Annotated in this window: 22 protein-coding genes; 16 read left to right on the forward strand and 6 right to left on the reverse strand. The window is 56.0% G+C overall.

Annotated elements, in window-relative coordinates:
- The first annotated feature begins 9 nt into the window (after positions 1-9).
- From tauB to tauD, 3 genes are read left to right on the forward strand one after another with little or no spacing between them, the layout of a single operon-like run.
- On the forward strand, positions 10-777 hold the full coding sequence (gene tauB, locus ELK40_RS05195; RefSeq protein ID WP_127729725.1) for a taurine ABC transporter ATP-binding subunit: 768 nt from the start codon (positions 10-12) through the stop codon (positions 775-777).
- On the forward strand, positions 774-1,601 hold the full coding sequence (gene tauC, locus ELK40_RS05200) for a taurine ABC transporter permease TauC (RefSeq protein ID WP_048225831.1): 828 nt from the start codon (positions 774-776) through the stop codon (positions 1,599-1,601). Before tauB ends, tauC begins: the two co-directional genes overlap by 4 nt.
- Positions 1,598-2,449, forward strand: a complete 852-nt coding sequence (gene tauD / locus ELK40_RS05205; protein WP_111963457.1) for a taurine dioxygenase — start codon at positions 1,598-1,600, stop codon at positions 2,447-2,449. Before tauC ends, tauD begins: the two co-directional genes overlap by 4 nt.
- Before the next feature lie 25 nt (positions 2,450-2,474).
- Here tauD and ELK40_RS05210 read toward each other — a convergent pair whose 3' ends face one another.
- Together ELK40_RS05210 and hemB are read right to left on the reverse strand one after the other, a co-directional pair.
- Positions 2,475-4,187 (reverse strand): lysophospholipid acyltransferase family protein, encoded by a 1,713-nt coding sequence (locus ELK40_RS05210; protein ID WP_127729727.1) that lies wholly within the window; start codon positions 4,185-4,187, stop codon positions 2,475-2,477.
- Positions 4,188-4,314: 127 nt separating this feature from the next.
- Positions 4,315-5,289, reverse strand: coding sequence for a porphobilinogen synthase (gene hemB, locus ELK40_RS05215; protein WP_028017695.1), 975 nt, complete (start codon positions 5,287-5,289; stop codon positions 4,315-4,317).
- A gap of 452 nt (positions 5,290-5,741) precedes the next feature.
- On the opposite strand from hemB, the gene ELK40_RS05220 reads away from it, so the two are divergent.
- Positions 5,742-8,516: an autotransporter outer membrane beta-barrel domain-containing protein gene (locus tag ELK40_RS05220; RefSeq protein ID WP_127729729.1), complete on the forward strand. Its 2,775-nt coding sequence runs from the start codon at positions 5,742-5,744 to the stop codon at positions 8,514-8,516.
- A gap of 93 nt (positions 8,517-8,609) precedes the next feature.
- Complete coding sequence (locus tag ELK40_RS05225; RefSeq protein ID WP_127729731.1) at positions 8,610-9,233, forward strand: helix-turn-helix domain-containing protein; 624 nt, start codon at positions 8,610-8,612, stop codon at positions 9,231-9,233.
- Between the two features lie 2 nt (positions 9,234-9,235).
- Here the strand turns inward: ELK40_RS05225 and ampH are convergent, their stop codons facing one another.
- Positions 9,236-10,396: a D-alanyl-D-alanine-carboxypeptidase/endopeptidase AmpH gene (ampH, locus tag ELK40_RS05230; RefSeq protein WP_111963450.1), complete on the reverse strand. Its 1,161-nt coding sequence runs from the start codon at positions 10,394-10,396 to the stop codon at positions 9,236-9,238.
- Positions 10,397-10,600: 204 nt separating this feature from the next.
- On the opposite strand from ampH, the gene ELK40_RS05235 reads away from it, so the two are divergent.
- From ELK40_RS05235 to ELK40_RS05245, 3 genes are all read left to right on the forward strand, one after another.
- Positions 10,601-11,134, forward strand: a complete 534-nt coding sequence (locus ELK40_RS05235) for an isochorismatase family protein (RefSeq protein ID WP_127729733.1) — start codon at positions 10,601-10,603, stop codon at positions 11,132-11,134.
- A 115-nt stretch (positions 11,135-11,249) separates the two neighbouring features.
- Positions 11,250-12,470 (forward strand): peptide antibiotic transporter SbmA, encoded by a 1,221-nt coding sequence (gene sbmA / locus ELK40_RS05240; protein WP_104949290.1) that lies wholly within the window; start codon positions 11,250-11,252, stop codon positions 12,468-12,470.
- 14 nt (positions 12,471-12,484) lie between these two features.
- Positions 12,485-13,582 (forward strand): DUF1615 domain-containing protein, encoded by a 1,098-nt coding sequence (locus ELK40_RS05245; protein WP_115874322.1) that lies wholly within the window; start codon positions 12,485-12,487, stop codon positions 13,580-13,582.
- Here the strand turns inward: ELK40_RS05245 and ELK40_RS05250 are convergent.
- Positions 13,579-13,878, reverse strand: coding sequence for a DUF2755 family protein (locus ELK40_RS05250; protein WP_008503287.1), 300 nt, complete (start codon positions 13,876-13,878; stop codon positions 13,579-13,581). The genes ELK40_RS05245 and ELK40_RS05250 overlap by 4 nt on opposite strands.
- Positions 13,879-14,125: 247 nt before the next feature.
- On the opposite strand from ELK40_RS05250, the gene ELK40_RS05255 reads away from it, so the two are divergent.
- On the forward strand, positions 14,126-14,362 hold the full coding sequence (locus tag ELK40_RS05255) for a DUF2754 domain-containing protein (protein ID WP_032646131.1): 237 nt from the start codon (positions 14,126-14,128) through the stop codon (positions 14,360-14,362).
- Here ELK40_RS05255 and ddlA read toward each other — a convergent pair.
- Positions 14,359-15,459, reverse strand: coding sequence for a D-alanine--D-alanine ligase (ddlA, locus tag ELK40_RS05260; protein ID WP_127729735.1), 1,101 nt, complete (start codon positions 15,457-15,459; stop codon positions 14,359-14,361). The two genes, ELK40_RS05255 and ddlA, sit on opposite strands and share 4 nt — an antisense overlap.
- A 103-nt stretch (positions 15,460-15,562) precedes the next feature.
- Between ddlA and ELK40_RS05265 the strand changes: the two genes are divergently transcribed.
- The 6 genes from ELK40_RS05265 to adrA all read left to right on the forward strand — a co-directional run bounded on the left by ELK40_RS05265 (position 15,563) and on the right by adrA (position 21,230).
- Positions 15,563-16,246, forward strand: a complete 684-nt coding sequence (locus tag ELK40_RS05265) for an extensin family protein (RefSeq protein WP_127729737.1) — start codon at positions 15,563-15,565, stop codon at positions 16,244-16,246.
- A 168-nt stretch (positions 16,247-16,414) separates the two neighbouring features.
- Positions 16,415-17,629 carry a multidrug efflux MFS transporter gene (locus ELK40_RS05270; protein ID WP_127729739.1) on the forward strand — a complete coding sequence of 405 codons (1,215 nt, stop codon included), beginning with the start codon at positions 16,415-16,417 and terminating at the stop codon, positions 17,627-17,629.
- A gap of 209 nt (positions 17,630-17,838) precedes the next feature.
- Entirely contained in the window at positions 17,839-18,099 is a 261-nt protein-coding gene (gene iraP, locus ELK40_RS05275; RefSeq protein ID WP_024906786.1) for an anti-adapter protein IraP, read from the forward strand.
- 99 nt (positions 18,100-18,198) lie between these two features.
- Positions 18,199-19,614, forward strand: a complete 1,416-nt coding sequence (gene phoA, locus ELK40_RS05280) for an alkaline phosphatase (protein WP_127729741.1) — start codon at positions 18,199-18,201, stop codon at positions 19,612-19,614.
- An 89-nt stretch (positions 19,615-19,703) separates the two neighbouring features.
- Entirely contained in the window at positions 19,704-20,024 is a 321-nt protein-coding gene (gene psiF / locus ELK40_RS05285; RefSeq protein WP_008503278.1) for a phosphate starvation-inducible protein PsiF, read from the forward strand.
- A gap of 102 nt (positions 20,025-20,126) precedes the next feature.
- Positions 20,127-21,230: a diguanylate cyclase AdrA gene (gene adrA, locus ELK40_RS05290; protein ID WP_127729743.1), complete on the forward strand. Its 1,104-nt coding sequence runs from the start codon at positions 20,127-20,129 to the stop codon at positions 21,228-21,230.
- A 14-nt stretch (positions 21,231-21,244) separates the two neighbouring features.
- Here the strand turns inward: adrA and proC are convergent, their stop codons facing one another.
- Positions 21,245-22,054 (reverse strand): pyrroline-5-carboxylate reductase, encoded by an 810-nt coding sequence (proC, locus tag ELK40_RS05295; RefSeq protein WP_111963440.1) that lies wholly within the window; start codon positions 22,052-22,054, stop codon positions 21,245-21,247.
- Between the two features lie 97 nt (positions 22,055-22,151).
- Between proC and ELK40_RS05300 the strand changes: the two genes are divergently transcribed.
- The gene (locus ELK40_RS05300) at positions 22,152-22,610 is read left to right on the forward strand and encodes a YaiI/YqxD family protein (RefSeq protein WP_010428006.1); all 459 of its coding nucleotides are present in this window, start codon (positions 22,152-22,154) and stop codon (positions 22,608-22,610) included.
- Positions 22,611-22,638 lie beyond the last annotated feature (28 nt).

The following is a 22,638-nucleotide window of genomic DNA, read 5'->3' on the forward strand; positions in this document are numbered from 1 at the left end:
GAGCCCGCCATGCTGAATATTACAAATCTGTCTGCTGATTACGGTGGTAAACCCGCGCTGGAGGATATCAACCTGACGCTGGACAGCGGTGAACTGCTGGTGGTGCTGGGTCCGTCCGGGTGCGGAAAAACCACGCTGCTCAATCTGATCGCCGGGTTTGTCCCTTATCAGCATGGCACCATTCAGCTGGAAGGCAAAAAGGTGGAAGGCCCCGGCGCCGAGCGCGGCGTGGTCTTCCAGAATGAAGGTCTGCTCCCGTGGCGCAACGTGCAGGAAAACGTGGCGTTTGGGCTGCAGCTTGCGGGCATCAACCGCGAACAGCGGCTGGAAACGGCGCGGGCGATGCTGAAAAAAGTGGGGCTGGAAGGGGCGGAAAAACGCTTCATCTGGCAGCTTTCCGGCGGCCAGCGGCAGCGCGTAGGTATTGCCCGCGCGCTGGCGGCGAATCCGCAGCTGTTGCTGCTGGACGAGCCGTTCGGGGCGCTCGACGCCTTCACCCGCGAGCAGATGCAAACCCTGCTGCTGCGCCTGTGGCATGAGACGGGCAAGCAGGTGCTGTTGATTACCCACGATATCGAAGAGGCGGTGTTTATGGCCACCGAGCTGGTGCTGCTCTCGCCGGGGCCGGGCCGCGTGCTGGAGCGTTTGCCGCTGGATTTCGCCCGCCGCTACGTCGCGGGGGAACCCGTGCGCAGCATCAAATCCGATCCGCTGTTTATCGAACAGCGTGAGTGCGTTTTAAGCCGCGTGTTTGAACAGCGGGAGGCCTTCTCATGAGCATCGTCTTCAGTGAAAAAACGCGCCGCACGCGTCTGGCGCTGCGCTGGCCTTTCTCACGTCAAATCACGTTGAGCGTCGGCACGCTACTGGTGCTGCTGGCGGTGTGGTGGGCAGTTGCTGCCCTGCAGTGGGTCAGCCCGCTGTTTCTGCCGCCGCCGGGACAGGTGCTGGCCAAACTCATTACCATCGCCGGGCCGCAGGGCTTTATGGATGCCACACTCTGGCAGCACTTAGGCGCTAGCCTGGCGCGCATTCTGGTGGCGCTGCTGGCGGCGGTTATTATCGGCATTCCCGTGGGGATTGCGATGGGGCTGAGCCCGACGGTGCGCGGCATCCTCGACCCGCTGATTGAGCTTTACCGTCCGGTCCCGCCGCTGGCCTATCTGCCGCTGATGGTGATCTGGTTCGGCATCGGTGAAACCTCAAAAATCCTGCTGATTTATCTGGCGATTTTCGCCCCGGTGGCCATGTCGGCGCTGGCGGGCGTGAAGAGCGCCCAGCAGGTGCGGATCCGCGCGGCGCAGTCGCTGGGAGCCAGCCGCACGCAGGTGCTGCTGTTCGTGATTTTACCGGGCGCACTGCCGGAGATTTTAACCGGGCTACGCATCGGCCTTGGCGTGGGCTGGTCCACGCTGGTGGCCGCAGAGCTTATTGCGGCCACGCGCGGCCTTGGCTTTATGGTGCAGTCGGCGGGGGAGTTCCTGGCGACTGACGTGGTGCTGGCAGGGATCGCGGTGATCGCCGCGATCGCCTTCGGATTAGAACTGGGGCTGCGCGCGTTACAGCGCCGTCTGACGCCCTGGCATGGAGAAATACAATGAGTGAACGTCTGACCATTACCCCGCTGGGGCCGTACATTGGCGCACAGGTATCAGGCCTGGATGTGACCCGTCCGCTGAGCGATAACCAGTTCGAGCAGCTGTACCACGCGGTGCTGCGTCATCAGGTGGTATTCCTGCGCGAGCAGGCGATCACTCCGCAGCAGCAGCGCGCGCTGGCCCTGCGCTTTGGCGATCTGCATATTCACCCCGTCTATCCGCATGCGGAAGGGGTGGAGGAGATTATCGTCCTCGACACCCACAACGATAATCCGCCGGACAACGACAACTGGCATACCGACGTAACCTTTATCGAGACGCCGCCTGCGGGGGCGATACTGGCGGCGAAGCTGCTGCCGGATACGGGGGGCGATACGCTGTGGGCCAGCGGGATTGCGGCGTATGAGGCGCTGTCAGTGCCGTTCCGGACGCTGCTGAGCGGGCTGCGGGCGGAGCATGACTTCAAGAAATCGTTCCAGGAGTACAAGTACCGCAAGAGTGAAGAGGAACATCAGCGCTGGCAGGAGGCGGTTGCGAAACATCCTCCGCTGCTGCACCCGGTGGTGCGGACCCATCCGGTCACGGGCAAGCAGGCGCTGTTTGTGAACGAAGGATTCACGACGCGCATTGTGGATGTGTCCGAGAAAGAGAGCGAGGCGCTGTTAGGTTTCCTGTTCGCGCATATCACCAAACCGGAGTTCCAGGTACGCTGGCGCTGGCAGGAGAATGACCTGGCGATCTGGGATAACCGCGTGACGCAGCACTACGCCAATGCGGACTATTTGCCGCAACGCCGGATTATGCAGCGGGCGACGATTTTGGGGGATAAGCCGTTTTACCGTGCGCCTTGATCCCCTTACCCTAACCCTCTCCCTTTTAGGGAGAGGGCTGTAAATGCGCCTCAATATACCGCTGATAGCGGTTCGCCTTCAGATAACACAAATCCACCAGCACCAGCCCGTCAACACAGTTGCTGAACGCCGGGTCGCTGCCAAAATCAATAAACTGCACGCCGCCGGGCTCGCACAGCTCGGAATATTGCTTGTATAACGGTGGAATACCGCACCCAAGATTACCGAGCAGGGATTTCAGCTTTGTTAGATCGTCCACGTAATCCACGCCGCCAAACTGCGCGAGCACGTCCGGCAGCGATGCGGGATACGGTTGACGTGAGGCGGCGAGCGGATGCGTCGCCGGGAACCACAGGCGATAAAATGCCACCAGCAGATCCCGCGCGGCAGGCGGTAAGCCGCCGGAAATGGAGACCGGGCCAAACAGGTAGCGGTAGTGCGGATAACGCGCCAGATAGGCCCCAATGCCGGACCATAAATAGTCCAGGCCGCGGCGTCCCCAGTAGCGCGGCTGGATAAAGCTGCGCCCCAGCTCAATACCGTGTTCCAGTACGTCCTGCATTTTGTCGTCGTAGTGGAACAGACTATAGCTGTACAGCCCCTCAACGCCGCGCTTTTCGATCTGCATGGCCGTCGGCATAAAGCGATACGCCCCGACGATCTCCAGATCGTCCTCATCCCACAGGATCAGGTGCAGATAATCATCGTCGTAGCTGTCGGTGTCCCGGCGTTTGCCGCTCCCTTCCTCCACCGCGCGAAAGGCAATCTCGCGCAGGCGGCCCAGCTCGCGCAGCAGCGGGGCGTCTTCCTGGCCGTTTCGCTGCCAAAGATAGATGGTTTTACCGTCGCTGGTTTTTCCCAGGCTCTCGGCCTGCGCCAGCGCGCGTTTCAGTGTGGCCCGGTCTTCCGGACGGGCAATCGCGCACTGGGTTTTAAAGACTCCGGGCAATCCCTTGCCAAGACGCATCACGTGCTGACGGCACTGCTCGGCCATCTCACGCGACGAAAGGTTAGCGCTGTGCCAGTGATGCCACGTAATCTGCTGGCCGATTTTGATCGGCAGCTGGCTGTGGCGGCGGCGGAACATCTGCTGCATCAGCAGCAGCATCGACAGCGTCGGAGAGACCAGCGTGCTGGCATAAAAGAGCAGGCTGTTATGCGCCTGAATATGCACCGGCAGCAGCGGGGCGCGCAGCTTGCCGGCGAGTTTGATAAAGCCGGAGTGCCATTTCTTATCGCGAATGCCCTTGAGCGTAGGGCGGGAAACTTCTCCGGCCGGGAAGAAGATCAGCACGCCCGCGTTTTGCAGATGCTGTTCCATCTGCACCAGGGACGATTTCGCCGTCCTGCCGCCCATATTGTCCACCGGAATAAACAGCGAGCTGAGGGGCTCAAGGTGGGTCAGCATCCGGTTGGTCACGACTTTAACATCGCGCCGCACGCGGGAGACGGCGTACATCAGCGCCAGGCCGTCCAGCGTACCCGTCGGGTGGTTGGCAATAATGACCAGCGGGCCATGTTCGGGGATTTGTTCAAGATCGCGGGCGGAAACGGTGCAGAGAATATCAAGGTGCTCCAGAACTTGCTCCACCATATCCAGTCCTTTCAGGTGGCGGTGTGCCGCGGCAAATTGCTGAAATTCGTCTTCGTAGAACAGTCTTTTTAATAGACTTTTTTGCCAGGGTGCGGGCCTCGCCTGAGGCCAAAGATCGTCGAGAACGCTATCGAGGCTAAACATGGTTACTCCTCCTGCCGTCTTGCGAAGACAGTAGAAGGAGCAGATGTCGGTTGTATTGCAGTTTGGTGAAGATTAGCGCAGAGAACAGGCCGGGCCAGGCGAAGCCGCCACCCGGCGCTAAAGCGGATTAACGCAGAATTTTTTTCTCGGCCAGATCCAGCGCGAAGTAGCTGAAGATCAGATCCGCGCCCGCGCGTTTGATAGCGCCGAGGCTTTCCAGGACCACTTTCTCTTCGTCAATTGCACCCGCCAGCGCGGCGAATTTGATCATCGCGTACTCACCGCTGACCTGGTAAGCGCCCAGCGGCAGCTCGGTGCGCTCGCGGATGTCGCGCAGGATATCGAGATACGCGCCAGCCGGTTTCACCATCAGGCAGTCTGCGCCCTGGGCTTCATCGAGCAGGGATTCACGAATCGCTTCCCGACGGTTCAGCGGGTTCATCTGATAGGTTTTACGATCGCCTTTCAGCGCCGTTCCCGCCGCTTCGCGGAACGGGCCGTAGAAGGAGGAGGCGAATTTGGTGGAGTAAGACATGATGGCGGTGTCGGTGAAACCGGCCGCGTCCAGCGCCTGACGAATCGCCTGAACCTGTCCGTCCATTGCGGCAGATGGCGCGATGAAATCCGCACCTGCTGCGGCAGCGACCACAGCCTGTTTGCCAAGGTTCAGCAGGGTGGCATCGTTATCCACGCCGTGATCGCACAGCACGCCGCAGTGGCCGTGAGAGGTATATTCGCAGAAGCAGGTGTCGGACATCACCACCATTTCCGGCACGGTCTCTTTGCAGATGCGGGACATGCGGGCGACGAGGCCATCTTCTTTCCACGCGTCGCTGCCGGTGGCGTCAGTATGGTGGGAGATGCCGAAGGTCATCACCGAGCGGATACCCGCGTTGGCGATACGTTCGATCTCACGCGCCAGATATTTCTCCGGAATGCGCATTACGCCCGGCATGGCTTCGATGGCTTTGTAGTCATCGATCTCTTCTTCAACAAAAATCGGCAACACCAGATCGTTTAAGGTCAGGGTTGTCTCTTCAAACATAGCGCGCAGTGCAGGTGACTTGCGCAGGCGGCGGGGACGTGCAATTAAATCGGTCATGGTATGCCTGATGTTTGTGGAACAAAGAAGGCTAGTGTACCTCAAAGTGGCGACGGGTGTTTTACTAAAGTGGGCATTTTGCTTTTGCAAAATGCGGCAGGTGAGTTTGCCTGTTACCAATAATATATAATGCAGGTCACTATAACTCTGAGAGAAGAATGAGATATTCGTGTTATTTCTATATGGTAATGAATGCATAATCAAAAATGATTTATTATTTTTATGGTGTTTTTTCGATTGATTTGGCCGTGCATTAACATTCTGTTTTTATAATATTTATTTTATGACGCCTTATGCTTTGTGGTCTGGATGTGTTTTTTGTCTGAATACGGACTTAATGGAAACATTCATTGAACCTTTTCGAAGTGAAACTGCATAATTCCCTCCGCAATTAAATATTGCAAATTCATTGATGGACAAACTTGCTTACGTCCCTGAGGAGGGATGACCCAATGCAAACATGGAAAAAGAAACTGGTTGTATCTCAACTTGCATTAGCCTGCACTCTGGCTATCGCTTCTCAGGCCAATGCGAAGGATATTTCTGGTACGACATATAATACCTTCGGATACGATAATACAGCGTCCACTCCCTGGTATTATGGTTATGCCGACTGGGATTACTCAGATGCCATCCACGATGGTGATATTTATCCCGTGATTAATAAAGCCACCGTGAATGGCGTTATTTCAACGTATTATCTTGATGATGGTATCAATGGTCGGGCAAATGCGTTGAGCATTTCCAACAGCACCATTAATGGCATGATCACTTCTGAATGTATGACCGCCTCGTGTGCTGATGGTATAGATACCGACGGCACGGCCCATTCTCAGTACGATCGTTTTAGCCTGACCGTGGATAACTCTACGATCAACGATACCTATGAGCATTACGCTTATGACGTCGTAAATGGTCAGAGCACAGAAACGCATTATCTGGACACCTATGCTCTCGGTAACGCGATTACCCTGGATGTAGAATCGGATATCGTGATCCAGAATAACTCCCACGTTGCGGGGATTACCCTGACGCAGGGGTATCAGGAACTGGATAATACCCCATACGACGGAGTTGAAGGCGTAGCCAACAGCAGCAAAGTCTTTACCGACACGCTAGTTGTGAAAGATTCGGTACTGACTTCCGGTGCGTACAGCGATTTAGGGACCAGCGGATTCTACGGTCAAAGCGCGAAGCCGAGCGACTACGGTGAAACCAACGCGACAGCGGCAGATGATGCGGCACTGATTGTGGCCGCCAGCGCGTCTGATAACGCGATGCAGACCACCGCCACGTTCGATCACTCCACCGTGACTGGCGATATTCTGTTCTCCAGCACCTTCGACAACAACTTCTACCCGAACGGCGATCCGGCAACCGATACCACCGCAGACGGCATCTATAACCCTACTACCAACGGCTGGGATGGCACCGATAAGCTGGATGTTACTCTCACCAACGGCAGCAAATGGGTCGGTGCAGCGCAGTCCAGCGTCGAGGCTATTGGCACGGCGCAGATGTATGGCCAGGGCTACAGCAACGTAGACTGGAGCACTCTGTCTCCTAACAGCATTTGGCCGGATTCCACCTATGACAGCAACGGACATGTTACGGGCGAAGCGGTGTATCAGAGCGGTCTGTTTAACATCGCGCTGGATAACGGCTCCGAGTGGGATACCCGTAAGATGTCTAACATCGACACGCTGACGGTAAACAACCATTCTCAGGTCAATGTTGAAAGCTCTGGCCTGCTGGCGGATACCATCACTCTGACCAATGCTTCCTCATTGAATATCGGCGACAGCGGCGACGTAGCCACCGACCATCTGTATCTGGACAGCTATAGCCGTGCGGCACTGACGGAAGAAACGGCCGATCTTTATGCCAACACTATCACCGTGGATAACGGTGCAGAACTGGCGCTGGGGCTGGGCCAGGTTGATACGCACAATATGGTACTGACCGATGGCGGTGTGTTAAACGTTGCCAGCCGTGATTACGTGCTGAACAGCGATCTGAACAACGCTCGCTATATCACCAACGATAAGCGCAGCGCCGATTATGACTACGGCGTTGTGGCCATTAACTCTGACGGCCATCTGGCGGTGAACGGTGATGTTGCAGGCAACTACCAGGTCCGTATTGACGGCGCGACCGGAACAGGTTCCGTTGCTGATTACAAAAACAAAGAGATTATTCGCGTTTATGACAATAACGCGGATACCACAGCCAGCTTCACTGCCGCAAACAGAGCCGATTTAGGTGCTTACACTTACCAGGCGCAGCAGCAGGGTGACTCCGTTGTCCTCCAGCAGAAAGCGCTGACCGACTACGCGAATATGGCGCTGAGCATTCCTTCTGCCAATACCAATATCTGGAATCTGCAGCAGGATACCGTAGGCTCGCGCCTGACAAACAGCCGTCACGGCCTGGCGGATAACGGCGGAGCGTGGGTGAGCTACTTCGGCGGCAACTTCGACGGTGACAGTGGCGTTATCAGCTACGATCAGGACGTGAGCGGTATTATGGTGGGTCTGGATACCCAGATTGACGGTAATAACGCGAAGTGGATCGTCGGTGGTGCGGCAGGTTTCGCGAAGGGTGATATCAGCGATCGTACCGGTCAGGCCGATCAGGACAGCCAGACGGCGATGATCTACGCGTCAGCGAAGTTTATGAACGACCTGTTCCTTGACAGCTCCCTGAGCTACACCCGCTTCAACAGCGATCTTTCCGCTAACATGAGCAACGGCCAGTATGTTGACGGTAATACCACCAGCGACGCTGTTGGTTTTGGGCTGAAGCTGGGCTATGACTGGAAACCAAACCTCTCTGGCTACGTTACGCCATATGCAGCCGTATCTGGCCTGTTCCAGTCTGGTGATGATTATCGTCTGAGCAATGACATGCGCATGGATGGGCAATCTTACGACAGCCTGCGTTATGAACTCGGTGTTGATACGGGTTACACCTTCAACTACGGCGGCGATCAGGCTCTGACCCCTTACTTCAAACTGGCCTATGTCTATGACGACGCCGATAACAATGCCGATATTAACGGCGACGGCATTGATAACGGCGTGAAAGGTTCAGCTGTTCGTGTTGGGCTGGGCACCCAGTTCAGCTTCACGAAGAACTTCAGTGCTTACACTGATGCCACTTATCTGGGCGGCGGTGACGTTGACCAGAACTGGGGCGCAAACCTTGGCGTGAAATATAACTGGTAATGCATAAAAGCGGGGGAGGGATGACCTCCCCACTTTTTACAAAAGCAATAAAAATAATATTGAACCGACAAATACGGATGTTTTGAGGTCTGCATGAACGTTAATGCGAAACCGCTTTCTGAATTACGCCGGCTCGAACAGTGTTTAATATCGGCCAGTACTCCTTTTACATGTACGCCCCAACAATTAATAACGTCAGATGAATGGAATGAGCCTCGTACGATCGTATTACAAACCGGTGTTATTGAGGTCTACCGTTCCTCTGATGAGCTGCTGGTTGGAATTGCGACTGCTCCTTTTATTTTCGGTCTGTCGACGGTGATGATTCATCACTCTCAGGAATATAGGGTGATGGCAAAAACGGCCTGTACCGGTTTTTATTTGTCTACGGAAACCACCCGTCAACTCATTCAACAGAATTCACTCTGGAAAGAGGCCTTCTGCTGGTTATCGTGGATAAATTACATTCTTGAAAAACGCGATATGCAGCTGGTTGGCAATAACTCCTATCACCAGATCCGAGCGATGCTGTTAAATATGGCCGAGTGGGATGAAACGCTGCGTTCAAAAATCGGTGTGATGAATCATATTCAGCAAAGCACACGTATTTCACGTTCTGTTGTTGCCGAGGTTCTGGCCGCCCTGCGACAGGGAAACTATATCAATATGAGCCGGGGCAAGCTGGTCAGCATCAACCGCTTGCCCACGGAATATTAATATCAGTTGGACGCGGTAAGAACCTGGGCTTTATTGGCGCTCAGCTCAGCCACCAGGTTATTAATCCCGTCACTCATATTGACGAAACGCGTATGCGGGGAGCGGGTGACCACCACAAATGCGCCCACGTTTGACTGCGGGATCATGGCCATATAGGTGATGAACCCACCACCGCCGCCGGTTTTCTGAATAATTCCCGGACGGCCATTTTTTGGCGCCATATAGACCCAGCCCATGCCGAGCGCATCGGCTTTACCCGGCACGTCCATCCCGATGACGCGGTGCAGCTGGGTACGCTGATAAATCAGGGTTTGCATACGATCGGCCTGGCTGCTGCGAGCGTAGAAATCCGAGGAAAGGAACTGCTGCATCCAGCGCATCATGTCGCCAGGCGTGGAATAGACCCCGCCGCTGCCCACGGCCGCGAGCGTGTTATTACAGGGGCTTGCGCCTTTCTCCGCCACCATCAGGCGACGGCATTGATCCGGGGACGGGGTAAAGGTGGTGTCTTTCATGCCCAGCGGACGGGTTATCTGCTCTTCAAACAGCTGCGTATAAGGTTTGCCAGCCGCCGTTGAAAGGGCGTCCGCCAGCAGGTCAAAGGCCAGGTTTGAATAAGAGGCCTGCGAACCCGGAGCCGCCTTCAGCGTGGCGGTACTCAGATAGCTCCAGCGCTGGTCGCGCGTTGGCCAGACAAATACGTCACGGTGCGCCGCCCCGCCCGGCTGCTCACGCGGCAGGGCGCTGGTGTGGGTGGCAAGGTTCACAAGGCGAATCGGCGTACCCTGATAGGTTGGAACCCGGGCGCCTGGAGGCGCGTATTTGCTGAGCGGGTCGTCGAGCTTCACCACGCCCTGGTCGAGCAGTTTCACCAGCATTTCGCTGGTCATCAGCTTGGTTAAGGACGCGATGCGGATAACGGAATCCAGCTGCGGATGAATGTTATTTCCCGGGCGCGTTTCGCCAAAGCTGCGGAACACGCGCTGGTTTCCGTCGATGACGACCATCGCCATTCCGGTCGCGCCGCTGCCGTAATAGATAAGGTTCGCGTAGCGATCGGCAATATCTGAAGCTAAAACGGGAGCCGTCAGCGGTTGGGCTGCCTGGGCGGTAGAAAAGCTCACCGCACACAGCGCGGCAAAAGAGAGCAGACAACGTTTCAACGAAAAGCATCCATGAAGTGAAATAGGAAAGTTATGGGTATTTATACTACTAAACGGTACCGCGCAATGCCCCGAATTGCATAACGATAGCGAGAAAAACGTAACCATGGGTAAATATGAACAATTTACTTACGAGCCATCTCCCATTTTGTGACATCGGGCTTATGATAGGCACCAGTGTCACTCAATCTTACGGAGAACGGTATGTCTGAGAAGCGTGTGGTTATGGTTGTCGATATGCAGAACGGGGTATTTAAAACCCCTCGTCATCAGCGCGAAAAGTGTGTCTCTCTGATCAACCAGCTTACGCAGGCTGCCGACAAGGTGATTTTTATTCAGCACACCGAGGCCGGGGGGCTGGAAGAGGGAAGTGAAGGGTTTGCGCTACTGCCTGAACTCCATCAGCCGGCTGACGCGCTTTACGTGACCAAAACGGCCTGTGATGCCTTCTACAACACCGGGCTTGAGACGCTGCTGCGTGACCAGGGCATTCGCGAGTTTGTCATCTGCGGCTGCGCCACCGATTACTGCGTCGATGCGACGATCAAGAACGGCGTTAGCCGGGGTTATCACATCACAGTTGCGGAAGATGCCCATACCACATCCAACCGCCCGGCTGCTGAAGCACAGATCCTGATTAACCATCACAACGACGTCTGGCGTAACTTCATTGCGCCAGCGAACCCTCTCGCAGTGAAACGCACCGAAACAATTCTCGAAAACTGGAAAGCGAACTAATAATCAACCCTCGGGTCTGACCTTTTTGCCTGAGCCGGGAGGCTGGCCTGGGCAGGTATTTCGTTTGGTAACGTGTTGTGCACAGCAACAGCCATAACAACAAGAAGGAAGCATTATGTTTAAGTCTTTTTTCCCAAAGCCGGGGCCTTTTTTCCTGTCGGCATTTATTTGGGCACTCATCGCTGTCATTTTCTGGCAGGCGGGCGGCGGCGCATGGCTGACGCGCATCACGGGAGCGACAGGCGAGGTACCGATTAGCGCGGCGCGCTTCTGGTCGCTCAGCTACCTGCTGTTTTATGCCTACTACACGGTGTGCGTAGGGCTGTTTGCCCTTTTTTGGTTTGTCTATTCTCCGCACCGCTGGCAGTACTGGTCGATCCTCGGCACATCGCTGATTATCTTCGTGACCTGGTTCCTGGTGGAAGTGGGCGTGGCGGTTAACGCCTGGTATGCGCCGTTCTACGATCTGATCCAGACCGCGCTGAGCTCGCCGCATAAGGTGACCATCAATCAGTTCTACCATGAAGTTGGCGTCTTCCTCGGCATCGCCCTGATTGCGGTTATCATCGGCGTGATGAACAATTTCTTCGTCAGCCACTACGTTTTCCGCTGGCGTACCGCGATGAACGAACATTATATGGCGCACTGGCAGCACCTGCGCCATATCGAAGGTGCCGCACAGCGTGTGCAGGAAGACACCATGCGTTTTGCCTCCACGCTTGAAGACATGGGCGTCAGCTTTATCAACGCCATTATGACGCTGATTGCCTTCCTGCCGGTGCTGGTAACGCTCTCGGCGCATGTACCGGATTTGCCGATTGTCGGCCATATTCCGTATGGTCTGGTGATTGCCGCGATCGTCTGGTCGCTGATGGGGACGGGCCTGCTGGCGGTGGTGGGGATCAAACTGCCGGGGCTGGAGTTTAAAAATCAACGCGTCGAAGCCGCATATCGTAAAGAGCTGGTTTATGGCGAAGACGATGCCAACCGCGCCTCGCCGCCGACCGTCCGCGAGCTGTTTGGCGCCGTGCGTCGCAACTATTTCCGTCTCTACTTCCACTATATGTATTTCAACATCGCGCGTATTTTGTATCTGCAGGTGGATAACGTTTTCGGTTTGTTCCTGCTGTTTCCGTCCATTGTTGCGGGTACGATTACGCTCGGTCTGATGACGCAGATCACCAACGTTTTCGGTCAGGTTCGCGGGTCGTTCCAGTACCTGATCAGCTCCTGGACCACGCTGGTAGAACTGATGTCCATCTACAAACGTCTGCGCAGCTTTGAACGCGAGCTGGACGATCGTGACCTGCAGGAAGTCACCAACACATTTAGCTAATACAGGAAGTTGCTATGTCTTTTGCCGTACCGCGCGCGTTACCGTTGACCATTCTGGCCGCTTTTGTACTGGCAGGCTGTGCCGAAAAGGGGGCTGCTCCGCTCAAAAAGGGCGAGAAGCCCGTTGATGTGGCGAGCGTTGTGCGGCAGAAAATGCCCGCCAGCGTAAAGGATCGCAATGCGTGGGCAGACGCGCTGGCAAAAACCTTTGAAAGCCAAAAGATCGCGCCGACCGAGGAGAACATCTGTTCGGTGCTGGCGGTGGCGCAGCAGGAGTCAATGTACCAGTCAGATCCGGCTGTGCCGGGTCTGAACAAAATCGCCTGGAAAGAGATCGACCGCCGCGCGGAGTCCATGCATATCCCGGTGTTCCTCGTGCATACCGCGCTTAAAATCACCTCGCCGAACGGCAAAAGCTACAGCGAACGGCTGGATACGGTGAAAACCGAAAAACAGCTTAGCGCCATCTTTGATGATTTCATCAGCATGGTCCCAATGGGGCAGAAGCTGTTTGGTTCACTGAACCCGGTCCACACCGGTGGCCCAATGCAGGTAAGCATCGCGTTCGCGGAGAAACACACCGACGGCTATCCGTGGAAAATCGACGGTACGGTGCGCCAGGAGGTCTTCTCTCTGCGCGGCGGACTGTGGTTCGGCACGTATCACCTGTTGAACTATCCGGCGAACTACGATGAGCCGCTGTACCGCTTTGCCGACTTTAACGCCGGCTGGTATGCCAGCCGTAATGCGGCATTCCAGAGTGCGGTCAGCCGCGCAAGCGGCGTCAAGCTCGCGCTGGACGGCGATCTCATCGCTTACGGCAGCAGCGAAGCAGGGAGCACTGAGCTTGCCGTACGGAAACTTTCTACAACGCTGGGTCTGAGCAACAGCGACATTCGCCGTCAGCTTGAGAAAGGCGATAGTCTGGCCTTTGAGAAAACGGATCTGTACAAGAAGGTGTTTGCGCTCGCAGAGCAGAAAAGCGGGAAAACGTTACCGAGGGCTATCCTGCCGGGCATTCAGCTGGAAAGCCCGAAGATCACGCGTAACCTGACCACCGCGTGGTTCGCAAAACGCGTGGACGATCGTCGGGCTCGCTGTATGGGGCTTTAACGGCGACGGCGAAAGCGCAGCACTAATGCCACAACGCCCAGAATCATACATCCCGCGAGGAAGGGGATCAGCCCGAACAGGGTGCTGACGCCAAAGCCAATCTCAACTCGCGGGCGTCCGTTATCCTGCACCTGCATCAGGTGTTCATAAACGCCAGGCGCATGGACCAGCATATTGAGTAGCTGTGAGCCGGCCCAGAAGCAAAACAGGACAAACAGGGCATACGCGATATTACCCGCCGTAGAGGTTTTTGGTTTTCCGCCAAAAATCGGTTTCGACAATGTAAAGTCAGCCATGATGACCTCCGGATAAATCGCTCTGTTAATACGCTTCGTACAGGGTGAGTTTGACAGGTCATCGCATTTGTCAATATCAGAATCGTGGTAATTTACGCGCCGGAATCCTCCTGGATTGTTGATTTCTGCAGCACGTCACAATTTATTAACTTAAGTGAAATTGCGTCGCGTTTCAGAATTTCCGTATCTGCCACAGACCTGGCCGTAAAACTGTGAGAGGATGTCTTTTTTTCCTGCCGGAGTTGTTATGAAGCTCACGTCCAAACTACGCCGTGACTGGCACTACTACGCCTTCGCTATCGGGCTGATCTTTATTCTTAACGGTGTTGTGGGCCTGTTGGGGTTTGAAGCAAAAGGCTGGCAAACGTATGCCGTAGGGCTGGTGACCTGGGTCATTAGTTTCTGGCTGGCGGGGCTGATTATCCGCCGTCGCCCTGAAGAGACGACAGCGGATGAGGCTGAGTCGGCGAAGAGCGCCGATTAACCGTTTACGGAATTTTTAAGCGCGCTGTCGGCGGCGTGACGCTCCAGCGCCAGCTCGATCAGGCGGGTGATCAATTCCGGGTAGCTCAGGCCGCTCGCCTGCCACAGCTTCGGATACATGCTGATGTTAGTGAACCCCGGCAGCGTGTTAATTTCATTGATCACCACCTCGTTTTCCGCCGTCAGGAACACATCCACGCGCGCCATGCCGCAGCAGCCGAGCGTCTGATAAGCGCGAATGGCGATCGCCCGGATCTTATCGTTAACCGCCGGATCGAGATCCGCAGGCACGACAACCTGTGCGCCTTTATCATCAATGTATTTGGTGTCGTACGAGTAGAAGTCGCTGTTTAAGACCACTTCACCGCAGGTGCTCGCCTGGGGAAAATCGTTGCCCAGCACGGCGCACTCAATTTCACGACCTTTGATGCCCTGCTCAACCACCACTTTATGGTCGAACTCAAACGCCAGGCGGACGGCTTGCGTGAACTCAGCTTCGCTGGTCACTTTGCTGACGCCCACGGAGGAGCCCTGGTTTGCAGGCTTCACAAACAGCGGCAGACCCAGCTCTGCGCTGATTTGCGTGAAGCTGTGTTTGTCGCGGTTGGCGCGGGTGAGCGTCACGAACGGCGCAATATTCAGCCCGGCATCGCGCAGCAGGCGTTTGGTGACGTCTTTGTCCATGCACGCGGCTGAGCCGAGGACGTCCGAGCCGACGAACGGCAGGTTGGCCATGCGCAGCATTCCCTGCAGGGAACCATCTTCGCCCAGGGTGCCGTGAACAATCGGGAAGACGACGTCGATCTGGGCGAGAGCCTGCGCGTTGCCGGCGTCGATGAGCTGCCCTTTTACGACGCCGGGTACGGTGGCGACGCTAATTTCTGAAGGATTCAGGGCGATATGTGCCGGATCGTGGGCATTCAGCAAATACTGGCTGGCATCGTTAACGTGCCACTGGCCCTGTTTATCAATGCCCAGCAGCACCACGTCGAAACGGCTTTTATCGATCGCATCAACGATATTTTTGGCCGATTGCAATGACACTTCGTGTTCCGCTGATTTTCCCCCAAAGACAATACCTACGCGCTGCTTAGCCATCTCACTCTCTTCCAGTATGACGAAAAGCCAATAACATACCACGATGCCCGGCGGGTTTCGCGGCCTTCTGCCATAATGTTTTGGGGAATGTTGAGGGGGGAGAGTGAAAGGAAAAACGCTGCTGACCGTATTTATCATTTTGGCCATCGCAACGGTGGGTTACCGCTGGTTGCCGCCTTACTACAACCCTTTCATGCCGCTGACGCTTGACGACCCGCCGGGTCGAATCACCCAGTATAAGCTTCGGCGTTTAACCCCCGAGGCGTGCGCGAGCCTGCTCGCACAGGCTAATCAACGCGATCTCATCCGCACCCGGCCGGTGGCTGACAGCGGCGGCGCGTGTCCGCTTAATAACGTCGTGCGCGTGAGTGACTTCGGCCCGGTCGGGCTGAACAGCAGTTTTCTTGCCAGCTGCCCGCTGGCGCTCAGCTCAGCCCTCTATATCAGCCAGCAGGCCCGGCCGCTGACAAAACGTTATACGGGCAGTGACCTGGCGCGTATCGACCACCTCGGCAGCTTTGCCTGCCGCAATATTTATCATCGCCCTGACGCGCGCCGCAGTGAACATGCCACGGCGGAGGCGCTGGATATCGCTGCTTTTCGTCTGGCGAACGGTGAACGCGTCACGGTGCTGAACGGCTGGAAGGCGGCCACCACGCAGCCCTGGCTGAAGGCCATGCTGGCGGCGAGCTGTGGGTACTACGGAAACGGACTGGGGCCGGAGTATAACGCGGCGCATGCCAACCATTTTCATCTGGGAATGCGCGGTTTTGGCCTCTGCCGTTGAAGCATAATATTCCGCCAGAAAATGGATGAATTGTGACTTATTTCACAAATATGATGACTGGGGAGATAAAACACCAAAGTCAGTCGGGCCGCATCTCTGGTGCGACGTTAATACGCGTAACTTGCTAATCTGTCGGCGAATTCGCCTAAAAATGAAGACTATTTCTTTATGGAATCCTGGAAAGTTAATCTCATCTCGGTCTGGTTCGGGTGCTTCTTTACCGGACTGGCCATCAGCCAGATTTTGCCGTTCCTGCCTCTGTACGTGTCGCAGCTGGGGGTGACCTCGCATGAAGCCCTTTCCATGTGGTCCGGTCTGACGTTCAGCGTCACGTTTCTGGTTTCCGCCATTGTGTCACCGATGTGGGGCAGTCTGGCGGATCGGAAAGGCCGTAAGCTGATGCTGCTACGCGCCTCGCTCGGGATGGCGATCGCCATTCTGCTGCAGGCCTTCGCCACCAACGTCTGGCAGCTGTTCTTCCTGCGGGCGGTGATGGGGTTGACGTCCGGGTATATTCCAAACGCCATGGCGCTGGTCGCCTCTCAGGTGCCGCGCGAGCGTAGCGGCTGGGCGCTGAGTACGCTCTCCACGGCACAGATCAGCGGCGTCATCGGTGGGCCGCTGCTGGGGGGCTTTCTGGCGGACCACGTCGGGCTGCGCGCGGTATTTATCATCACCGCGATCCTGCTGGTGGTCAGTTTTCTGGTCACGCTCTTTCTTATCAAAGAGGGGGGCCGACCGGTTATCAGTAAATCTGAACGCCTGAGCGGCAAGGCCGTCTTCGCCTCGCTGCCCTATCCGGGACTAATGATCAGCCTGTTTGTGACCACTATGGTTATCCAGCTTTGTAACGGTTCGGTCGGTCCGATTCTGGCGCTGTTTATCAAGTCGATGGAGCCGGAGAGCACGAATATCGCTTTTCTTAGCGGCATGATTGCCGCCGTGCCGGGCGTATCTGCCCTGATTTCCGCGCCGCGTCTGGGAAAACTGGGGGACAGGATCGGCACGGCGCGCATCCTGATGGCGACGCTGATCTTTGCGGTGGTGCTCTTCTTCGCGATGTCGTTTGTCACCTCTCCGCTTCAGCTTGGCATATTGCGATTTCTGCTCGGCTTTGCTGATGGCGCCATGTTGCCTGCGGTACAGACCCTGCTGGTCAAATATTCCAGCGACCAGGTGACGGGGCGTATTTTTGGATATAACCAGTCGTTTATGTATCTGGGGAATGTTGCCGGCCCGCTTATTGGCGCATCCGTTTCTGCGATGGCCGGTTTTCGTTGGGTATTTGCGGCGACAGCGATTGTCGTTTTAATCAATGTTATCCAGCTGGCTATTGCGCTGCGACGCCGCAGACAAATGGCGGAGGCCAAATCGGCGAAGTAACGATTTCACAGATGTATTATATATTCTTATGGTAGCCGCATTTTTATATAACAAAATGCGGCGCTTTTTTATAGAAAAACGTTTCGCTCACGGCGCTGCCTCTTTATTTCCGTTCCTGTATCACTTTTGCATACCATAATTAATTTCTTCTCTTTGCAATAGGGATTCAGAGTGATAACTTCAGACAAAACTGAAAAGGAACTGGCACGATGAAAAACCTCATTGCTGAATTGCTGGTCAAGCTGGCACAAAAGGAAGAAGAGTCAAAAGAGCTGGTGGCTCAGGTCGAAGCGCTTGAAATTGTGGTCACCGCGCTGCTGCGACAAATGGCGAAAACCGATCAGCAGGCGTTGATTGAGAGCGTGGAAGGCGCGCTGGATAGCGTCAGGCCTGAATCGCAGGTACCGGTTGAGGATGCTGAGATGCTCCACCAGTACGTAAAGAAGCTGTTAAGGCATCCGCGCAGCTAAACCGTCACAGGACGTAACGACGTGTCATAGAATTGTCATGCAGGATGCCTATAGTCGCTCTGTTTTTATTTTTATGTATTTGTACATGGAGAAAATAAATTGAAACAGAGCGCACTTTTCATCGCATTACTTCCCTTGTTAATTACCCCTGCCATTTATGCTGATACGACGCAAACCAGCGTGCTGGATAATCGTGCGGCAGAAGGGGATATCACTCAGCCAGGCGGCGCGCGTCGTTTATCTGAAGATCAAACTGCTGCTATTCGCGCTTCGCTGAATGATAAGCCGGCGAAAAATATTATTCTGCTGATTGGCGATGGAATGGGGGATTCCGAAATCACGGCGGCGCGAAATTATGCCGAGGGTGCGGGCGGCTTTTTTAAAGGTATCGACGCATTACCGTTGACCGGACAATATACCCACTACGCGCTGGATAAAAAAACCGGTAAACCGGATTACGTAACGGACTCCGCGGCCTCTGCCACTGCGTGGTCCACCGGCGTGAAAACCTATAATGGTGCGCTGGGCGTGGATATTCACGAAAAAGATCATCAAACCCTTCTGGAGATGGCAAAAGCAGCGGGCCTGGCGACCGGCAACGTCTCCACCGCTGAACTTCAGGATGCGACGCCTGCGGCGCTGGTGGCACACGTGACCTCGCGTAAGTGCTACGGCCCGTCAGTGACCAGCGAAAAATGCCCTACAAATGCGCTGGAAAAAGGCGGCAAAGGTTCGATTACGGAACAGCTGCTGAACGCGCGTCCTGACGTGACGCTGGGCGGCGGCGCGAAAACCTTCGCGGAAACCGCGACGGCGGGCGAGTGGCAGGGCAAAACGCTGCGCGAGCAGGCGCAGGCTCGCGGCTATCAGCTGGTGAGTGACGCAAATGCTCTGGCGGCGATAAGCGAGGCGAACCAGGATAAACCGCTGCTGGGGCTGTTCTCTGACGGCAACATGCCCGTGCGCTGGGAAGGACCAAAAGCCTCGTATCACGGCAATATCGATAAGCCTGCGGTGACCTGTACGCCAAACCCGAAACGCACGGACAGCGTACCGACGCTGGCGGCGATGACCGATAAAGCGATCTCTCTGCTGAGCAAGAGCGAAAAAGGGTTCTTCCTGCAGGTAGAAGGCGCGTCGATCGATAAGCAGGATCATGCGGCAAATCCGTGCGGTCAGATTGGCGAAACCGTCGATCTGGACGAAGCGGTGCAGAAAGCGCTCGCGTTCGCGAAAAAAGACGGTAACACCCTGGTGATCGTCACCGCGGACCACGCGCACGCCAGCCAGATCGTTCCGCCAGATACCAAAGCCCCTGGCCTGACGCAGGCGCTGAACACCAAAGATGGTGCCGTCATGGTGATGAGCTACGGTAACTCTGAAGAAGAGTCCATGGAGCACACGGGCACCCAGCTGCGTATTGCCGCCTACGGCCCGCACGCGGCCAACGTGGTAGGCCTGACCGATCAAACGGATCTGTTCTACACCATGAAGGCTGCGCTGGGCCTTAAATAATAAAATCCCGGCGGAAATCACATCTGCCGGGTGGTTTTTTTCCTGTCACGAACCAGACTTACAGGGAATGTTCACAAAAGGATGGTGCAATGAAAACAACATTACTGGTTACTCTGCTCTCCGGCCTGTTCCTGGTCGCATCGGCGAACGCGGAAGAGAAAACGTTAACGCCGCAGCAGCAGCGTATGACCACCTGTAATCAACAGGCGACGTCTCAGAGTCTGAAGGGCGATGCTCGTAAGACCTACATGAGCGACTGCCTCAAAAACGGCGCCTCGAAGCCGGCTGAAAAAAGCCTCACGCCTCAGCAGCAAAAGATGCGCGAGTGTAATGCCAAGGCAACCGAGCAGTCCCTTAAAGGGGATGACCGCAGCAAGTTCATGAGTGCCTGCCTGAAGAAAAAAGTGTAGTTCGAACGGGTGAGCGGCATCGGCGGCTCACCCGAAATTTCATACTTTCCCCGCAGACCCCCTCTCTATAATTTGGGAAAATGTTTCAGAATATTCCCAAAAATGATGAATGATGAAACGTATTACAACAAAAAGCGCCTTCGGGAAGAGTGGAATTTAACCCTTTCTCAGGATGACCCTCACCGTGCCGGCATTCAGTTTGCCCGGCGGGTTCGGCTGGCGCGCGCCGTGGGGCTGGCAGCGATGTTTTTCCCGGTTGCGGGAATGCTGGTCACCCATTTTTTACCCGGAGGCTGGTGGCTTTTACTGGTGGGGTGGGCGTTCGTCTGGCCCCATTTCGCCTGGCAGTTATCCTGCCGGGCCGCGTCACCTCAACAGCAGGAAGTGTTCAATCTTAAGATCGATGCCATTATTGCCGGGCTCTGGATCGGCGTGATGGGGATGAGCGCGTTACCCTCGGCAGCGCTGGTGATGATGGTAGGGATGAACATGATGGGCTCCGGGGGCTGTCGCCTGTTTATCCCGGGGATCCTGTTGACCCTGCTCTCCGCGCTGGTGACGCTGCCGCTTGTCGGCCGCGTGGCCGTCTTTAACCCCGACCCGGTGGAGTGGGGCCTAACGCTGCCCGTACTGGTGCTTTATCCCATGCTTTTTGCCTGGCTCAGCCACCGCACCGCCGTCAGGCTTGCAGAGCACAAGCAGCGGCTGGAAATGATGAGCACCCGCGACGGCATGACCGGGGTCTTTAATCGCCGCCACTGGGAAATGCTGCTGCGAAATGAATTTGAGCATTGCCGCCGCGACCACTGCACCGCCACGATTTTGCTGATTGATATCGACCACTTTAAAAACATCAACGACACCTGGGGGCACGCTGTGGGCGACGAGGCGATCATCGCCATTACGCGTCAGCTCCAGCGGTCAGTACGGTCAGGTGATGCTATAGGCCGGTTTGGTGGGGATGAGTTTGCGGTGATTATGTCGCAGACCGCGGCGGAAAGCGCCATCGCGGTGATGTCGCGGTTGCATGAGCGGCTGGAAAAACTGACGTTACCGTGCGCACCAAAAGAAGCCCTGCGCATCAGCGTAGGCGTTGCTCCCTGGGGGCCGCAGTTTGGACATTATCGGGAATGGCTGAAGGCGGCTGACGTCGCGCTGTACAGGGCGAAAAATGCCGGGCGCGGCCGCACCGAAGTGGCCGCCTGACGCCCGGTCAGAAATCAGGATTTACTCAGCTTCTCTGATTTTTCCATGCATTTTGCCATTGCCTCAATGACGGCCGAGCGGAACCCGCGCTCCTCCAGCACCCGCACCGCTTCAATGGTGGTACCGCCAGGGGAGCAGACCATATCTTTCAGCTCACCCGGGTGTTTACCGGTCTCCAGCACCATTTTGGCGGAGCCCATGACGGCCTGCGCGGCGAATTTATACGCCTGGGCGCGCGGCATTCCGCCAAGCACGGCGGCATCGGCCATCGCTTCTAAAAACATGAAGACATACGCAGGGGCTGATCCACTGACGCCTACCACCGGATGGATCATCGATTCGGCAATCACTTCTGCTTCGCCGAAGCAGCGGAAAATGTTTAGTACATCAGCCACTTCTTCTGAGGTCACCAGCGCGTTAGGCGTGACGGAGGTCATGCCGGCGTTGACCAGCGAAGGGGTGTTGGGCATCGCGCGGACGATTTTGCGGTCATGACCGAGCGCGCGCGCCAGCTGATCGAGGGTGACGCCCGCGGCAATCGACACCACCAGCGTCTCTTTATTCAGGCTGGAGGTGATATCGCTCAGTACTTTGATCATGATGTTCGGCTTTACGGCGCCAAAGACGATATCGGCAACCTGGGCCACTTCCTGCGCGCTTTCGGCGGCGTTGATCCCGTATTGATCGCGCAACGCGGCGACCTTGTCCGGTGACGGGGTATAGACCCAAATCTGACCCGGCAGCACCTGCCCGCTGGCGATCAGGCCGCCCAGGATGGCTTTGCCCATGTTACCGCAGCCGATAAACCCGATTTTCTTGTCCATCACGATTCTCCGTCATTATGCGTTGTTTTCTCTGATTGATAGCTTAACAACGAAATGCAGGCGACAATAGTCGGCAGAGTTATTATGGGGAGACAATATGGCGATTTGGGTTGATGCGGACGCGTGTCCGAATGTGATTAAAGAGATTTTATTTCGCGCCGCCGAGCGCGTTCAGATGCCGCTGACGCTGGTGGCGAACCAGAATATTCGCGTACCGCCTTCGCGCTTCATCCGCTCTTTACGCGTGCCGGCCGGGTTCGACGTGGCGGATAACGAAATTGTCCGCCTGTGCAGCGCGGAGGATCTGGTGATCACGGCGGATATTCCGCTGGCTGCCGAAGTGCTGGAAAAAGGGGCCGCGGCGCTCAATCCGCGCGGAGAGCGATACTCGCCGTCGACCATTCGCGAGAAGCTCACCATGCGCGATTTTATGGATACGATGCGGGCCAGCGGCGTGCAGACCGGGGGACCGGACAGCCTGTCACAGCGCGATCGTCAGCAGTTTGCTGCCGAACTGGATAAATGGCTGCTGGAGGTGAAGCGCCGCACAGCGTAATGATAATTATTGTCAATTTGTGGTACAG

Source organism: Enterobacter sp. N18-03635 (assembly GCF_004006055.1).
GTDB classification, from domain to species: domain Bacteria; phylum Pseudomonadota; class Gammaproteobacteria; order Enterobacterales; family Enterobacteriaceae; genus Enterobacter; species Enterobacter vonholyi.

Bases quoted from the DNA above. Each gene is read 5' to 3' on its own strand.
- tauB (WP_127729725.1), top strand. From the start codon at position 10: ATGCTGAATATTACAAATCTGTCTGCTGATTACGGTGGTAAACCCGCG.
- ELK40_RS05300 (WP_010428006.1), top strand. From the start codon at position 22,152: ATGGCGATTTGGGTTGATGCGGACGCGTGTCCGAATGTGATTAAAGAG.
- ELK40_RS05225 (WP_127729731.1), top strand. From the start codon at position 8,610: ATGAACGTTAATGCGAAACCGCTTTCTGAATTACGCCGGCTCGAACAG.
- ELK40_RS05270 (WP_127729739.1), top strand. From the start codon at position 16,415: ATGGAATCCTGGAAAGTTAATCTCATCTCGGTCTGGTTCGGGTGCTTC.
- psiF (WP_008503278.1), top strand. From the start codon at position 19,704: ATGAAAACAACATTACTGGTTACTCTGCTCTCCGGCCTGTTCCTGGTC.
- ELK40_RS05235 (WP_127729733.1), top strand. From the start codon at position 10,601: ATGTCTGAGAAGCGTGTGGTTATGGTTGTCGATATGCAGAACGGGGTA.
- tauC (WP_048225831.1), top strand. From the start codon at position 774: ATGAGCATCGTCTTCAGTGAAAAAACGCGCCGCACGCGTCTGGCGCTG.
- ELK40_RS05255 (WP_032646131.1), top strand. From the start codon at position 14,126: ATGAAGCTCACGTCCAAACTACGCCGTGACTGGCACTACTACGCCTTC.
- ELK40_RS05220 (WP_127729729.1), top strand. From the start codon at position 5,742: ATGCAAACATGGAAAAAGAAACTGGTTGTATCTCAACTTGCATTAGCC.
- tauD (WP_111963457.1), top strand. From the start codon at position 1,598: ATGAGTGAACGTCTGACCATTACCCCGCTGGGGCCGTACATTGGCGCA.
- ddlA (WP_127729735.1), bottom strand. From the start codon at position 15,459: ATGGCTAAGCAGCGCGTAGGTATTGTCTTTGGGGGAAAATCAGCGGAA.
- adrA (WP_127729743.1), top strand. From the start codon at position 20,127: ATGATGAATGATGAAACGTATTACAACAAAAAGCGCCTTCGGGAAGAG.
- sbmA (WP_104949290.1), top strand. From the start codon at position 11,250: ATGTTTAAGTCTTTTTTCCCAAAGCCGGGGCCTTTTTTCCTGTCGGCA.
- iraP (WP_024906786.1), top strand. From the start codon at position 17,839: ATGAAAAACCTCATTGCTGAATTGCTGGTCAAGCTGGCACAAAAGGAA.
- hemB (WP_028017695.1), bottom strand. From the start codon at position 5,289: ATGACCGATTTAATTGCACGTCCCCGCCGCCTGCGCAAGTCACCTGCA.
- ELK40_RS05245 (WP_115874322.1), top strand. From the start codon at position 12,485: ATGTCTTTTGCCGTACCGCGCGCGTTACCGTTGACCATTCTGGCCGCT.
- ELK40_RS05250 (WP_008503287.1), bottom strand. From the start codon at position 13,878: ATGGCTGACTTTACATTGTCGAAACCGATTTTTGGCGGAAAACCAAAA.
- proC (WP_111963440.1), bottom strand. From the start codon at position 22,054: ATGGACAAGAAAATCGGGTTTATCGGCTGCGGTAACATGGGCAAAGCC.
- ELK40_RS05210 (WP_127729727.1), bottom strand. From the start codon at position 4,187: ATGTTTAGCCTCGATAGCGTTCTCGACGATCTTTGGCCTCAGGCGAGG.